14 protein-coding genes are annotated in these 16,431 nt (G+C 29.0%); all 14 read right to left on the bottom strand.

Going from position 1 to position 16,431, the window contains the following annotated elements; all coding sequences use genetic code 11:
* Position 1: 1 nt before the first annotated feature.
* Positions 2 to 115 carry a TfoX/Sxy family DNA transformation protein gene (locus tag N4A55_RS13610; RefSeq protein WP_293757323.1) on the bottom strand — a complete coding sequence of 38 codons (114 nt, stop codon included), beginning with the start codon at positions 113 to 115 and terminating at the stop codon, positions 2 to 4.
* Positions 116 to 146: 31 nt separating this feature from the next.
* The gene (locus tag N4A55_RS13605; protein WP_293757321.1) at positions 147 to 725 is read right to left on the bottom strand and encodes a signal peptidase II; all 579 of its coding nucleotides are present in this window, start codon (positions 723 to 725) and stop codon (positions 147 to 149) included.
* 159 nt (positions 726 to 884) lie between these two features.
* Positions 885 to 1,040, bottom strand: a complete 156-nt coding sequence (locus tag N4A55_RS13600) for a hypothetical protein (RefSeq protein ID WP_293757319.1) — start codon at positions 1,038 to 1,040, stop codon at positions 885 to 887.
* A gap of 251 nt (positions 1,041 to 1,291) precedes the next feature.
* A complete protein-coding gene (locus tag N4A55_RS13595) occupies positions 1,292 to 2,731 on the bottom strand; it encodes a hypothetical protein (RefSeq protein ID WP_293757317.1) in 1,440 nt (479 codons plus the stop codon).
* Positions 2,724 to 3,575 (bottom strand): ABC transporter permease, encoded by an 852-nt coding sequence (locus N4A55_RS13590; protein WP_273326423.1) that lies wholly within the window; start codon positions 3,573 to 3,575, stop codon positions 2,724 to 2,726. Before N4A55_RS13590 ends, N4A55_RS13595 begins: the two co-directional genes overlap by 8 nt.
* 34 nt (positions 3,576 to 3,609) lie before the next feature.
* Positions 3,610 to 4,530 carry an ABC transporter ATP-binding protein gene (locus N4A55_RS13585; protein ID WP_293757314.1) on the bottom strand — a complete coding sequence of 307 codons (921 nt, stop codon included), beginning with the start codon at positions 4,528 to 4,530 and terminating at the stop codon, positions 3,610 to 3,612.
* Complete coding sequence (locus tag N4A55_RS13580) at positions 4,530 to 6,887, bottom strand: hypothetical protein (RefSeq protein ID WP_293757312.1); 2,358 nt, start codon at positions 6,885 to 6,887, stop codon at positions 4,530 to 4,532. Before N4A55_RS13580 ends, N4A55_RS13585 begins: the two co-directional genes overlap by 1 nt.
* 12 nt (positions 6,888 to 6,899) lie before the next feature.
* Complete coding sequence (locus tag N4A55_RS13575; RefSeq protein ID WP_293757310.1) at positions 6,900 to 9,695, bottom strand: VWA domain-containing protein; 2,796 nt, start codon at positions 9,693 to 9,695, stop codon at positions 6,900 to 6,902.
* Between the two features lie 11 nt (positions 9,696 to 9,706).
* Positions 9,707 to 11,512 (bottom strand): vWA domain-containing protein, encoded by a 1,806-nt coding sequence (locus N4A55_RS13570; RefSeq protein WP_293757308.1) that lies wholly within the window; start codon positions 11,510 to 11,512, stop codon positions 9,707 to 9,709.
* 41 nt (positions 11,513 to 11,553) lie between these two features.
* Positions 11,554 to 12,420, bottom strand: a complete 867-nt coding sequence (locus N4A55_RS13565) for a DUF58 domain-containing protein (RefSeq protein ID WP_212691702.1) — start codon at positions 12,418 to 12,420, stop codon at positions 11,554 to 11,556.
* A gap of 16 nt (positions 12,421 to 12,436) precedes the next feature.
* On the bottom strand, positions 12,437 to 13,420 hold the full coding sequence (locus N4A55_RS13560) for an AAA family ATPase (protein WP_293757305.1): 984 nt from the start codon (positions 13,418 to 13,420) through the stop codon (positions 12,437 to 12,439).
* A gap of 340 nt (positions 13,421 to 13,760) precedes the next feature.
* Positions 13,761 to 14,702 carry an N-acetylmuramoyl-L-alanine amidase family protein gene (locus N4A55_RS13555; RefSeq protein WP_293757303.1) on the bottom strand — a complete coding sequence of 314 codons (942 nt, stop codon included), beginning with the start codon at positions 14,700 to 14,702 and terminating at the stop codon, positions 13,761 to 13,763.
* Positions 14,703 to 14,879: 177 nt separating this feature from the next.
* The gene (locus N4A55_RS13550) at positions 14,880 to 16,169 is read right to left on the bottom strand and encodes a methionine gamma-lyase family protein (RefSeq protein WP_293757301.1); all 1,290 of its coding nucleotides are present in this window, start codon (positions 16,167 to 16,169) and stop codon (positions 14,880 to 14,882) included.
* A 14-nt stretch (positions 16,170 to 16,183) separates the two neighbouring features.
* Complete coding sequence (hfq, locus tag N4A55_RS13545; RefSeq protein ID WP_330666407.1) at positions 16,184 to 16,411, bottom strand: RNA chaperone Hfq; 228 nt, start codon at positions 16,409 to 16,411, stop codon at positions 16,184 to 16,186.
* Positions 16,412 to 16,431 lie beyond the last annotated feature (20 nt).

The following is a 16,431-nucleotide window of genomic DNA, read 5'->3' as shown; positions in this document are numbered from 1 at the left end:
ATTATTTTTTTAACTGATCATATTTACCTTTTAATTCTTCAGCAGTTTGTATACCAATATCAGTTAATTCTTTTTCAAGTGTTTTTCCTATATTGGGTAATTCTGATAACCTCATTCTAGTACGCTTCCTTTCCTTTTATATTAAATCATTTGCCATTTGATTTGACTTTTCTATGTTTAATAACGTTTTTCATCCTATAATTTGCCCATTCATCTCCAACAAATCTAATTATATCTCTTATATTTAATCTAAATACCAAGTCACGCTTAATAATTATCCAAATAATAAGTATAATTTCAGCAATAATCAAATATATATCTTTCAAATCCAATACCAGTAAACCTTTAACACAGATATAATCCAAACTTCCAGCCCATAAAAATTTATCAGATAAGGAACAAATACATCCTGCAATTAATAGATTCAATCCTAGTACCAATAATCTTAGGTTGGTGTTATTAGCCAATATATATTTGTAGATTATGATTAAAACCAATAGAACTAGACTTATTAATATGATATGAGTTTGTAAACTCATATCAAAACCAAAAGTGCTATTCACATATGAGTAATCTTTATTTAACATTGGTTTAATAGCTATTTTATTACTTATATCATAATAATTATCAATCCAATAAGTGTTTATTAATATCTTGATAATCTGGTCCAATAAAATAAAAATAATAATTAATATTAGATTTTTGCACTTAGAAAAATGTAGCATGATAACTACTCCCTATAAATTTATACTATGTAGTTAAATATTCCAAGTCAATTATGTCATTTAAATTATAATAATTCAATTAGTTGTGTCTAAAAAATCTTCTATTATATTTTACCAATAATAAGGAAATTAAACAAATATTATTAAAATCAATTAATTTTAATATTGATTCGTCAATTGCTCAACCCATCTATAACAGCTTTCTAATTGTTCATAACTTATTTTGTCTGATCTATGTTCAAATAGTATTTTATAATCCTTGTTATATTCATTTATCAACCTAAAATATTTTCTAACATCTGCCCAACCATTCACATAATCGACCATTAGATAGATGAAATTTTTTCAGCTGTTAATTTTTGGGTTATAACCACTTCTTCTTGGCTCTATATCCGTCAATTGTTTTTTTATCTGAAATAGTACAACATATATGCTCATATAAACATTAAGTTTCTAATCTAAGCTCACAAAACTTTATACTAATATCCATAGCCTTTACTGAATGGGTTAATAACCTACTGATATTAGATAATTAACAAACTACAATGTCAATTATTTTATATAACTCAATTAAGTCCTGAAAAATATTCTTTTACTACTTCTTGCATTCCTTTAGGAATATCTGATGTATTCATTGATTCATAGGCTTTACTCTCATATTCACCAATTACCTGAACATATGGTACTTTCTCTCCACCTATGGATATTCCTTCTTTTGTCATCTGAATCTGGGAATCATCTTTATTTCCACGTTTACCATTAATATTCTTATCCTCTGTAGAAGCACCTATAGATTCATTATCTGTTTCGGAATTGGCACTTCCTTTACCTCTTCCCTGTCCTTTTCCATTACCATTTCCGTTACCTTGTCCGCTACCCTGTCCGTTGCCTTGTGAGTTACCCTGTCCACTACCTTGTCCATTCTGCCCACTATCAGACCCTGTACCAGAACTTTGATTATTATTTTGAGATTTACCTGAATTACTATTATTGCTATTAGAGGAAGCATATTGGCTATTTGACAGTGTTATGTTTGTCATTTCCATTTCATTAGCCAGATCACCTAGAGCCTCTTGTAATTGATTGATGTCAAGTCCTGCCAACTTATCTGATAAACTAGCCAGCATATCATTATATTCTTTATCACTCATTTTTTTCGCTTCTTCAATCAATTTATCTATTTCTTCTTTGGCTTTATCAAATTCTTTATCACTGAGAGCCTTTCCTAATTCCTGTAAATTATTATTCCCCAACATCTTCTTAGCTAATTTTTCAAAATTCTCTTCCTTGGCTTTATTTTTTTTGTGCTCTATGATTTTTTTATTTGATTCAGCTTGTTTCTTATACTCTTTTTCATCATTAATATTTGATATCTCTTTATTGAGCTTTGCTATTTCTTTTTCAAGTTCTTTTTTATCCTTCTCAGTTAAGAAGACATCTTTCTTTATTTCTTTCTTGATTTTCTCTATTTCATCTTTCTCTTCTTCTTTAACAATATGCATTCGTTCTTTTTGTTCCACAATATTTCTATGCCTATTAGGAATTGCCAATATTATAATTAAAATAGTAACCATTGACACACTCATCACAAATTTTTTGGTCGGAGGTTTTAAGGAAATTATTTTTTTATAGTTTATTTTCCTTAAATGTGAATAAGCATCTTCTATCTCAATTTTTGCATATGGATTGTTACTTTCCATTAATTCAAGAGCAGTTATTGTCCTTTCTTTCAAACCTTTTTCATCTATAATTTTTGCTGTGTAATTATTATCTGGTATATTGAATATGGAGTATACCATTCCTATTAATATACTAAAAATCAATATATAAGCTGATTTTATATATATAAACGTTATTGGTGTAAAATGAGCTATTATTGCAAGTACAATACATGCAATAACTCCACCAGTAAAGCTCAATAGAACATTTTCTATTAACATCTTAAATATAATTTTTCTTCTGACTTTCTTGATAATACTAATTATATTTTCATTAATATCAATCATAGCTGACCTCTTCTATACCTTTTTTCTTTTTTATAGGATTAAGGATATATGCTGAAGCGAAATTTAATCCTACAGATAATAGTACATATAAACAACAACTTATAATTGTAATATTGTCATTTAATGTTACTCCATTCAAGTAACCAGTGAGCCTGTCTATCCCACCAAATTGCTGTAATAATACTGCCCAGAATGTTATACCTGGGTTAATATAATAAAGGAAAAAAGTATTATTCTCAAAATAAGAATAATCCCTTGTCATATATGTATAGATTACAGGTATCAGGATTGTTCCTATAGTCAAAAACATCATAACTAAGAATGTTAGTACTATTGATGTTAATGTCTTCTTGAATAGTGTTGAAAAAAACACTCCTAGAGAACCAAAAAAGAATGAGATGATTATAAAAAATGCTACCATACTCAAGATTGATGTTATATTTAGTCCTCCAAACAAGAATATGAACGAAAAAATAGGTAAAGATGTGACTATTAACAATAGTACAACACTTACTGTTGTCATTAATTTTCCCATTATTATGGATATAGGTCTCATATTAGTACTAAGAAGTATATCCAAAGTTTGTTTTTCCCTTTCCTGAGATATTGAACCTGAAGCAATGATTGGTACTATAAATGATATCATTAAAACCTGTATAATAGTAATTGTCATATATATATTTCTATAATTTTCACTTAGATTATTATTATATACGCTGTATAAAGTACTACTTAACATTACAATAACACCAAATGCTAATAATGCAACATAAGATACTATCATACCAACACTTTTCCAACTTCTCATTTTTATCTTAGCTTCTTTTAGTATAATTGATTTCATAATTTCATTCCTTCCAAATAGATATTATTAATATTTAAGCTTCTTTAGTTACTTTCAAGAATATGTCTTCAAGATTTTGCGTTTTCTTGTTAAGTGTAATTATTGGAACATCTCTTATAACTAGTAGCTTAAGTAATTTCTTAATTTGCTCATTATCTCCATTAATGGAAACTTCTAATTTGTTTCCGATAGGATTGATATCTTGAACAAAATCAATCTCCTTCAATACTGTCTCAGCTTTATCTGGAGAATCACTGACTTCAATCTCTAATACCTTGTTATTGTATACTTTGTTTGTTACTTCTTCAACATTTCCACTAATAACAATTTCTCCATTATTAATAATACCTATGGAAGTACATACTTCTGATAATTCAGATAAAATATGTGAACTGATGATAACTGTTTTTCCCATATCTATAAGTGTACATAATATTCTTTTCAGATCTGCTCTAGCTCTAGGGTCCATACCAGAAGCAGGTTCATCTAAAACTAATAGTTCAGGATTATGAACCAGACATCTTGCCAAACAAAGTTTTTGCTTCATACCTCTTGACAAGCTATCAACAAAAAAATCGGCTTTATTAGTTAGACTAACAAGTTCTAGTAGGTCTTCAATCATTTTGTTTCTCTCGTTACCTTTTATACCATAAATTGAAGAATAGAATTCTAAATACTCAGTAACCTTAAGATTATCATAGACTCCAAAGAAATCCGGCATGTAACCAATATACTGTTTAGCTCTCCTTATATTCTGTAAAGCATTGATACCATTGACATACACTTCACCAGAAGTAGGACTCAAAAGTCCACATGCAATTTTCATTGTCGTTGTCTTACCAGCACCATTTGGACCTATAAATCCAAATATCTCTCCTTTTTCCACTTTTAAATCTATACCTTTTAAAGCAGTAAATTTTTTATAGTTTTTCTTTAGTCCTCTAATCTCTAACATTATTTCCCAATCCCTTCTATATATATTTCAGGAATATCAACTTCTCCTTCATCTTCAGATAGAACGACTGCCATTAATAATTCTCCATTAGTGTTAACATATTTATCCAACTCTTCAGCCTCTATAGTAATAGAATCATCAAACTCTTGATATGTTACATTATCTGTACCAACAACATAATATTTTGCTTCAGTATATTTATTTTTCATATTTGCTATTCTTCTGATTTTTATCTTATTAATATCTATTGTTTCAGTTGGTAATTTATAATAATAACTGAACTCTTTATCACGACTGTATATGAAATTATTACGGATAGAATTATTTATATCAGGTCTGACTGAACCAAATTCAAGAATGATATTAGAACCTTTAACATAGTTAACTGTATCAATAACACTTATCATAGACTTTTCAAAGTTCTTAGTTTTTTTACCGTTGACTTGAAATCCATTAGTGAAGTTCTTATCTGTCCATCCAACAAAAATAGCTTCTTCAGTATTTATCGCTTCATAAGTATACATATTAAAATCAGTCATCCTGCAATCTTGATATCTATCATTTTTTTCTTTGAAATTGGAGGAGCTATCAATACTATCAATAACATCCCAATAATATTCTCTAAAATAGTCATAATTCCTAGTCTTCATGTCTTCTATATTTTTTGTTTCATTAGTTCCCAGATCATCTATCAAATATACTTTGTTTTTAAAATATATTACACAATTTTTTAATCCAAAATCGTAATTGTTAGTTATAGAACCTATTATTTTAGTTCCTTCAGATAATAAGTCCAATTGAATCTTATTCTCCACTGGAATATTCTTTGAAGTCTCTAATTCAAAGTTATTATTACTGAACACATCAGAATTATAATATTCTATTGATGGTTCGAGACCAGATTTCCAGTTGAAACTTACAGGAAAATCTTCATAATTTTTTATACCCATATTTTTTGACTGGTTAAATGAATAATAGTCATAGCTTTCTAATGGAATCATATATAGACTATCATTGGATTTTATATCCAGCTTTGATTTATCTGTATTCAATACAGTTCCGAAGCTATTATAAGAACCACCTTTTTCAGAGAAATTCAATATGTTGACAACTTGAGTCACTGGTTCTTTAAGCCTAGTGTTCATACCACTTATATACATGATACCAACAAAAACTATAGATATTACAGGTACCATAATCCACATTAAATGTCTTTTCTTCCTACGCTTAAGCACTAAGTATAGAACAGGTCCAATCAATATAATGTATATACCAATTATTATTATTATTGACCACAATGAAGGAAATTTAAGTCCTGGTATTACATTTAAGAAACTATTTGTACGATTATAATTATAATAGCTATTGGATAATAGAATTTTCATATCTTCAAATTCTTGTTTAAAGTACTTCTCAAAAAATTTATTATTATGTGTAAAAGATTTCATTGGTTCCATTCCCAAATCAAATGTAAATAAATCAATCCTACCTTTACCTTTGTTCATATTATAGACTATATGGTTATCCCCGCTTATAATTGTACTTTTCAATTTGTCACTATTAATTAATGCTATACTTAATAAAGAGTGATCATCTGTTTTAGCTTCTTCTGCTACATAATCATACAGAATATCACTATCAATTTCTTTGACGCCATCAATCATATCGATTCCTATGAAATCTTGTAAAAGTGTTAAAGTCTTAGAATAATTGACTCCAGAACCAATTACTAGATGTCCACCATCATTTACCCATTTTTTCAATATATCCAGTTGGTCTTGACTTAATTTGGATAAATCAAAATTGTTAATAACTATTATATCCAAAATCTTACTGGCAAAAGTATTACTTGGAAAATTCTGTTCATTAAGTTCAACCTTTACGTAATCATTTGATGAATTAATATAACTAAGTTCATCAAAATCATCTGTAAGAATCCCTAACATTAGGGTATTGTAGATTCCCTGAGTATAGGGTATAGTTAGCTTTTCCTCATATATGACTTTGTTATCTTTTCGAAATATTATTTTCATGATTGATAATTCTTCACTAATCCTTGGTATCAAGAATTTCATTATTTTCGAATTATTCTTCTCTATGGTAACTCGTTGGGTTAATTCCCCATCACTATTATTGTTAACATGATAACGTAATACTACATCGCCATCAAAATCATCTATATTATTTTTTACATGAACAGATACAGGCAAGTACTCATTATACTTAAAAATATTGTCATACCCATAGTTTACATCAACCTCAATATCTCTATATTCTTCAGCCCATGTTTCAATATTAACTTCTACAGATATAAAAATCAAGAACGTACATACTATTAATCTTATTATCCTCTTCATCATCATTCTCCCCTATCGTTTCCTTTTGGTATTGCCAAGTAACTCTGAAGTATCCAGCAAGTTAGGTTTCTTGTCTTTGTCTTTATTAGATTTGTTGGTTTTGTTATTTCTTGGTTTATCATTCTTGGTATCTTTTTCATTGTTCATGTCTTTTTCATTCAATGATCTCTCTTCATTTTTAATGTTACTTTTATTATCTTCAATATTAGCTTTAAGGGATTTGTTTTCTTTAACCTTTTTATTATCCAGTAGTCTCATTAGCCTTTTAAAAGGTATAGCTATTTTATTTATTTTAGATGCAATATTAAATCTTCTAAGAGCTATATCAACAATCCATAGTATAAGTGCAATTATTAATAAGATGTTAGATATATTTTTGCTTGTTTTCACCTTATTATCAATTTCACTGAATACTTCATCAGGATCATTAATAACCTTACCTCCTATTTTTTCTACAAAATCCATGAAGCTATCGTTATCTATCAATTTATATTCTTCTGAATAAGGTATAGTGATGCCACTTAATCCAGTACCTACAATTTCATCGCCATCTTTTTGAATTCCCTTCATCATGTAAGAACCTACTTCGTCTGGAATAAATTTTCCTTTATATACTCCCTTTCTAACTGGTTCTAGATTAACATTAACTATTTTATTGGATGGTGATTTCATTTGTACTGTTGAATCTAATAAATAATCTTTGTTAGAAGAATTAAGAGTAATATTCACTTCTCCATTTTCATAAGTACTATTGATCTCTATTGGTTCATCAGAATAATTTTCAATAGTATAATTGATAATATTCTGCCAGAAAACATTATTTTTATCCCAAGTATTATAAAGTGCACTCCACTCACCTGACAAATCAGAACACCAAGCAGCAGTTCTACCCAGACCATATTGCCAAACTGATAATATTGGATCATTTACAGGGCTAGACAGCAATACTGTCGCAGCATCCTTTGGTGAAGTCCCAATATATCCTTGTAACTTGGGTAATCCTTCATCATATATATCTGCTAGGATATTATGATAAGAGTTCATTATTGGTGTAAATGTTATATTGTTAAGATATGTCCTTGTTGCCATAAAAGCTTCTTTAGCAAATATTCTAGGTATATTCCTTCCATCTTTCGTAAAATAATTTCTTCCATTGCCAGAAGCAGCTAAATATGATAACAGGTTAGTATCCGCTCCATCACCAACCCCTACTGTTGATAATGTAATTTTATTGTTATTCATATTAGCAAGTAATGGTTCATATCCTGTTTGTTCAGCTTGTCCATCTGTCAGCAAGACAATATGCTTTATCTCAGCCTTACTCTCACTTAGCTTATTATAAGCGTCTTTCAAAGCAGGTAATATAGATGTGCCTCCGCCTTCGTTGATGTTAAGAATACTTTCATTGATAGTATCTCTATCTTCAGCTTTTTGTAACTGGACTATCTCATAAGGTTTATCATCAAATGCTATTACTCCAATTTCATCATTGTCTTCCAATACTTCAACCGTTCGCATAGCAGCTTCTTTGGCAAGTCTTAGGTTTCTACCGGACATACTACCTGATTTATCAATAACAAGCATCATTGCCATATTAGGTTTATCCTTTATACCACGCATATGCATGTTAACAGGTAATACTGTTTCAAGTGGAGTCTTATAGTAACCACCAAGTGCGTAAGAATTTTCACCACCAATAGTAACTAATCCTCCACCGAAATCTTTAACATAGTATTCTATATTGTTCAAAAAATCTTCACTCAAATTATCTGCTGATACATTACATAGAATTATGCTCTTATATCTTAACATATTCTCTAAATTAACAGGTACTTGTACACTTTTAATCTTATCATAGTTTAGTCCTATACTCTTAGTTATTTTCTCTATCTGTTCAGCATCTTTTTCCTGATCATATACTATAAGTACTTTTGGACTGCTTTTAACAAATGTAAACGCCGAGTATGTATTATTAACTGTCAATCTATCATCTTCAGGTTCAATCAATAACTCATAACTTACAAATCCCATCTTTTTTGCAGTATCTTTCAACACATAATTATTGGAACCTTTTCTAAGATTAATATTGTCTGTAATAATTTTTTCACCATCAGCTATAACAGTTATCTTAGCATCTGTATGGGTGGTAGAAAATACATCCATGTTAATCTGAAATTGTTCTCCTAGATTTACCTTTTGAGGAACATAAAAATTATCAATATATACCTCATTGGCAACTTTTGATTCTAAGGTCTTCACTTTGATTTCAATTTCTTGATCTTTTATTGATTGAATTAATTTCTCTGTTTTTCCTTTGTTTTCTTTACCATCTGTTAATAAGACAATTCTTTTATTTGTGTCCCTTGGAATTAATGCTATACTTTTGAGCATACCCTGTTCAATGTCAGTATAAGACTTATTAACATCTGTTTCTAATATATCTGATGTAAAATCTTTAGTGATACTAACATCCAAAGAAGCATCTTTTCCAAATATTACTGAACCAACTCTATCATTTTTTCCTTTATCTTTTATAGCATTTCTAATAAATTCTTTAATCTCATCTTTATTCTCTGACACACTTTCTGATACATCTGATAAGAAAATGGTTGATGTTTCTTTTGATGTATTAACAATAGAAATATCAGCTAAAGATAATATTAAAAACAGTATTACTATACATCTAGTTACCGCTGTCAAATACTTTTTAAAGTTATTGCTATAATAGTTCTTTGATATTCTAAATATTATAAACACCAATATTGGAAATAATAACAAAACCCATGTTCTTCCAAACTCTACCCTCATAAATTACACCTCTAACCAATAACATATTTTTTCCATTCATATAACATAACAATTATAGCAAGAATGATAAACAAGCTAATGAAATCAGTCTTTTTATGGCTTCTAGTAACCATTTTATTTGATACATTATTATCAAGCTCATTAGAATACTCTGTAATAGTTGATTCTGAATCAGTATTATAATTTATAGTTATATAATCTGTCTTTTTTTCTTTTTCATTGTTCTCTTGTACCAATTGGTACACCCCTAATTCCTTAGTATCATCATAATAAGTAATAGGGAAATTAACTTCCAATTCAGCTTTATTATTTTTTGGATCAGATATAAAAGCTTTTTCAGTAGTACTTAAAGGTTCAAAAGAAATATTTTCTCCTGCATGATAATTCTCATCAATCTGTACACCATTCCCTAATATATCTGCCAATAAATTATCTATAAGAACAGGGAAACTGATATTTAATGGAAAATCACTATTATGTAAATCAAAAGACATAATATTAAATTTTCTACCATTTTTATTACCGGTTGCTATAATACTATCCTCACCAACATTAGCTATAGATTTTACATATTCATTAGGTAAAATTTTTCTATAATCAGAAACAATGAAATTTTCATTAAAAACATGTCTCGTAATATCTTCATCACTGAAAGCTGCCATTCCACTACTGGTTTCACTATCAGTTTCATATAATCCATCAACCTTTGGAATATTTAGAAACATTAAATTGCCTTCATCTGGAATTGAATCAGGTATTATACTATCATAAATATACAACTCATATTTCTCATTGTTAACACCAGAATTCTTAGTTTTATATAACTCGTATCTATTAGATGCTAAAATTGCTTTTTCCATAAAAATATTCTCTTCTGATATAAGAATGATTCTCTTTATCTCATTCTTATTTAATATATTAAACCTTTTATTATCTGCTGTTATTAAATCTTTTTCTTTTATTTGACCATATATATAATTGCCTTCACAGTTGATATTATCAAATAATATATTCTTGCTTTCGTATGATTCTAAGTCTATCTCACTACCTTTTAGCCATGTATCATTTTGGTCATATAGGTCAAAATGAATTTTTACAGGCGTTTTATATCTATTAGTGACTTTTGCAAGAACTTCATATGAACCTTCTGAGAAGAAAGTTGATATATTGTCTATACTTACATTAGAACCTTTTGACTGAACTAAATAGTTGTGTATGTTATCATTATTATTAATCTCATCAGATATTATGGATATCTCATAATCCTCATAGCTCTTGGCTATTGAGAATATAAAATCTATGTTGTCATCTATTTTCATAGAACCATAGGTTGGATTAATATTGTTAATGGATTTTTTGATAGTATCTTTGGAAACAGCATTGGACACATTTATGTTGACATCGTTTCCAATAGTTATAATAGTAACTGGAGTACCATCTAATAATCCATCTATTTTTTCTTTTGCCATTTCCTTTGCATAATCTAATCTAGTTTTCCCATCTTTGTATTCTGCATTCATACTAGCACTAGTATCCATGACAATAATCTGTACATTGTTAGTTTCCTGCTTTTTATATAAATACGGATTAGCCAATGCTAATGTAATAATGATTATTACTATTATTTGTAATATCATTAGTATATTTTTTTTCAACTTTTGCCATGGTGTATTTACTTCATCTTCCTTTGAAGCCAGTTCCCACAAGAAGGTACTTGAAATTTCTTTTTGTTCAAAATTCTGCTTCAATATATACATCAAAATTACTAATGGAATCAGAAGTAAACCCCATAAAGCATAAGGATTACTGAACCTCATATTAATTACACATCCTCTTTGTATTAAATATGATATAGATTTTATATCATAATAAAGGTACCTATTAAATCTTCCAGGATAATCTTTTCAATCGAATCAGTTGACTTAATATTAACATACGTAGCACCATATTTACTGCATATATCATTAATATTATTACTAAATCTTTTTACATTCTCTTTATATTTTTTCAGTAGTCTTGGAGTTATTACGAGATTTTTTTCTTGCCCCGTCTCACTATCTACCATTTTTAGTTTTCCATCAATTCTTGGATTCATTTCTTCCTCAGATAATATGTGTAAAACCAGTATCTGCTGTTTATTGAATGCTAAGAATTTTATAACATCTTCTATATTTTCATTAGTAAATAAATCAGAAATTATAATACTAATCCCGCTACCATTGAAATTCATTTTCTTTAGTCCTGCAAAACTGGTTTCATGATTATTGAAATCAATATTTTCTAAGTAACTAATGTGCTTCATGAAAGAGTTTTTACCTTGTCCAAGAAAAATGCCTGTTTCATTAGATATCAGAGGATTTATTAATACTTTATCCAAATTATTTAGAGTTATATAAGTAAAAGCTGCAGCTAACCGAAGAGAGGTTATGTTTTTATTATTAAATGACATTGATTTGCTATTATCTATAAAAATCCTGAATACAGCTTCTTTCTCTTCCATAAATAATTTAATATATAGTTTTTTGAACCTCCCATAAGCATTCCAATCTATTCTTCTAAAATCATCAGAAGGTACATATTCACGATAATCGGAGAATTCTACAGACATACCTTTTGCTTTTGATTTTCTACTTCCTGCTAAACCATATGTTGCCATGTTTTTTACGCTTATTGATAACTTTTCTAATTTATTCATAAAGTCTGATGTAAAAATTTGTTCGTTCATAATACTCCTCAGCTTTCTAAGCTTTTATTTCATTAATCAACATTTTAATAAACTCATCGTTATTAATTCCATCACTGATTGCTTCAAAGTTCAAGAAAATACGATGTCTAAGACAAGGAAGAGCAACATAATTAATATCGTCAAAAGATACATTGTACCTTCCTTCAAGTAGCGCATTTGCTTTAGCTGATTTTAGAATAGCTTGTGCTGCACGTGGACTTGCTCCATATTTAAGATACTTCCTTGCTATTTCAGGTGTATCTGGTAATTCACTATGTGTTGCTACTACTAATCTTAATGCATACTCTTTAACATATTTCGCAATAGGTATATTATTTATTATTTTTCTCATATTAAGTATATCACTACTTGATATTATTTTCTCTGGTTCATTACCAATACAGTCTACAGTTAAATCCATTATTCTGGATAATTCGTCTAAATTAGGAAATTCTACTAATACTTTGAACATGAATCTATCTAATTGTGCTTCTGGCAAAGGATAAGTCCCTTCCATCTCAATTGGATTTTGTGTTGCAAGTACCATAAACGGCTGTGGTAATTCATAAGTATTGTTACCAACTGTTACTGTCATCTCCTGCATTGCCTCTAACATAGCTGATTGAGTCTTTGGAGTTGCCCTGTTAATTTCATCAGCTAATAATAAATTAGCGAATACAGGTCCTTTTTGATATTCAAAATGTCCTTTTCCATGATTATCTTCAACATACATATTAGTACCAACAACATCAGCTGGCATCAAATCAGGTGTAAATTGAATTCTTGAAAATGATAGTTCCATAACCTTAGCTAAAGTCTTGACAAGTTGTGTTTTCCCAAGCCCTGGTACACCCTCCAACAAAATATTTCCACCTGTCAAAACTCCTAGAAGAACTTGTCTAATGATATTTTCCTGTCCGATTATTCCTTTAGCTATTTCTTTTTCAACATTATGTACCTTAAGTTTACAATCCTTTATGGTACTTTCATTAATTTCCATTTTTTTACCTTCTTTCTAATATACCGCCTTCAAATGTATATATTTACAAAAGTATCGTTAATAAATACATAATTTTATAATTGTCATTTGATTTTATAATCTATATATTGTTTATACTAAATAAATGCTTATTTCGGCTATTTTTATAACAAATCATCTTAAATTCTACAGTAATTAAATTAAGATTTTACATAAATACCATTAAATTATGATTAAGATTTTGTTACAAAAAAACAAGGATAACCTTTATAAGAATCAACGAAATATATCGCTTGTTTTTAAAGTCATCCTTGTTTTATGTATATATTATACCAGTAATATTCTTGTTAAATTATATAATTTACATAGAGTATATTTCAGTTAAATACCCCATGATTCCTTCTGCAATAGACATTGCTGTATTTTCTAGAAATTCATTATCTAATAATCTTTTCGCATCTTTTTTATTGGTAGCATATCCCATTTCAAATAGTAAAGATGGCATTGTTGTTTGTCTAGTCACTTGATATGAACTTCTTCTTGGTTCCTTATGTACTCTTATTTTTTCTATTCCTGTTTTCTTAATGAACTTATCAGTTATTTTATTAGCGAATTTTTCTACTTCTTCATTATATTTATCATCTTTTTCACAGTAATACAAATCATATCCATTAACGTTATTAGATTCTTCATAAGCATTTACATGTAATGATATAAATACATCAGCTTTACTTTCTTTAGCTAATCTAACTCTTTCATTTAAGGATATTTTATAAAGCTTATCTTCTTGCTTTTCATCATAATTTTCAGTTCTTGACATTACTACATCATAATCATTAGCTTCAAGAATCTCAACTACCCTTTTAGCTATTTTTAAAACAACTTCACTTTCTATTAACTTGAATCCAAATTTATCAGGTGCTTCTGTACCAGAATCAGAAAATCCATGACCAGGATCAATAAAAACTGTTCCCATACCGTTGTAGATAGATTTTTTATCTGTATTTTGTTTTTCAGTTTCTTCTGTTACTTTGTCTGGTACAACATTTTCGGACACTGGTTTCGCTTTTTTATGGAATATTGTAAAAAGAATGATTGGAATACTAATAATTAGTAACACTACTATTCCTGCTATCAATCTCATTCTTTTCTTCTTTTGATTTTCCATATATACCTTTAACCAATAACGAACATTATTAGTACTAACACCTAATTTATAAGCTACTTCTTCTATAGTCACTTTTCTATCTATAATCAATTTTACATTATTTATTTTGACCTTAGTATCAATTTTTCTTGCCATAGCTTTCATCCTATTTGATTATTTTTAAGACTCTTTAATAATGTGTCAAACGAAACGTCCCAATGTCATATTTATTGTTTTAAAAAAAACTTTTCAATTCGTTCAATATGTAATAAGACTACTTAGTTGTAATCTAAAATATATAATAAAATTGAAAAGTCATGAGTCAAGTTTATGTTACTTTAATGTAATACTGTTATTATCTATCATTTTTTGAAGCGCTGTCATTATACCGAATTTCCCATGATGCCATGATAAACCTCCTTGAAAAAACACTGTATAAGGTGGTTTTATAGGTGCATCGGCACTTAACTCTATAGAAGAGCCTTGTACAAATGCTCCAGCTGCCATTATTACTTCTGAATCATAACCTGGCATATCCCATGGTTCAGGTGTTACAAAACTATCTACAGGCGCTGCCGCTTGAATTCCCTGACAAAAGGCAATAATAGCTTCTGGTGAACCTAAATTGACAGCTTGAATAATATCATGTCTACTCTCTGTTGAATTAGGTATCACTTCATATCCAAGCTTTTCAAAAACATTAGCTGCGAATATTGCTCCCTTTAAAGCCCCTGCTACTATTTGTGGTGACATAAATAATCCTTGAAAAAATTGTTGATTAAGACCAAGTGTTGCTCCTATTTCTTTTCCAAGTCCCGGTGCAGTTAATCTAACAGCACAATTTTCAATACAAGTTTCTTTACCAACAATATAACCTCCAATAGGTGCAAGTCCACCTCCTGGATTCTTGATTAAAGAACCAACTATCATATCTGCTCCTAGATCTGTAGGCTCAATTTTCTCAACGAACTCACCATAGCAATTGTCAACCATACAAATAAGATCACTATTTATACTCTTTACAAAAGAGATAATCTCACCTATTGTATTAACTGATAAGGTTGGTCTAGTATCGTAACCTTTAGACCTTTGTATACTGATAAGCTTTGTATTATCATTTATAGCTTTCTTTATTCCTTCATAATCAATACTTCCATCTTCTAACATATCTACTTGCCTGTAAGTAATACCATACTCTTTTAGAGAGCCATTTGTTTCTCTTATGCCAATAACTTCTTCAAGAGTGTCATAAGGTTTACCAACAGGAGACAATATCTCATCACCTGGTCTTAGATTAGCAGAAAGTGCTATAGTTAGTGCATGAGTACCAGAAATTAATTGTGGACGTACTAAAGCAGCTTCTGCATTAAATACAGAAGCATATACACTTTCTAATGTATCTCTCCCAAGATCATTATAACCATATCCAGTTGTTGCAGCAAAATGTACATCACTAACTCTATTCTCTCGCATAGCAGAGAGTACTTTCAATTGATTATATTCAGCAATTTCATCAACATGATTAAATCTATCTATTAAATTCTTTTCAATCTCACTACAATAGTTATAAACTTCTTCTGAGATATTTTGCTTCTGATACATCTTCTGTAAAAAATCAGTCATTTATCTATACCTCTTTATTCTTCAACGGCTAAGGATACTTCTCTAGAAGGAATAACAGTTGATATTGCGTGTTTGTATATCATTTGTTGTTTACCTTCTGTCTCAAGAATTACTATAAAGTTATCAAATCCTTTTACAAGTCCTTTTAGTTGAAATCCATTTGTCAAATATACTACTACAGTTGTTTTGTCTTTTCTTACTTGATTTAGAAATAAATCTTGTAAATTAATTGGTTTACTCATTATAACTCGCCCCCATTAAT

It is taken from the genome of Vallitalea sp. (genome assembly GCF_025211055.1).
Taxonomy (GTDB): Bacteria; Bacillota; Clostridia; order Lachnospirales; family Vallitaleaceae; genus Vallitalea.
The sequence above is the reverse complement of the archived record's forward strand: the minus strand, read 5'-3'. Positions and strand labels throughout refer to the sequence as shown.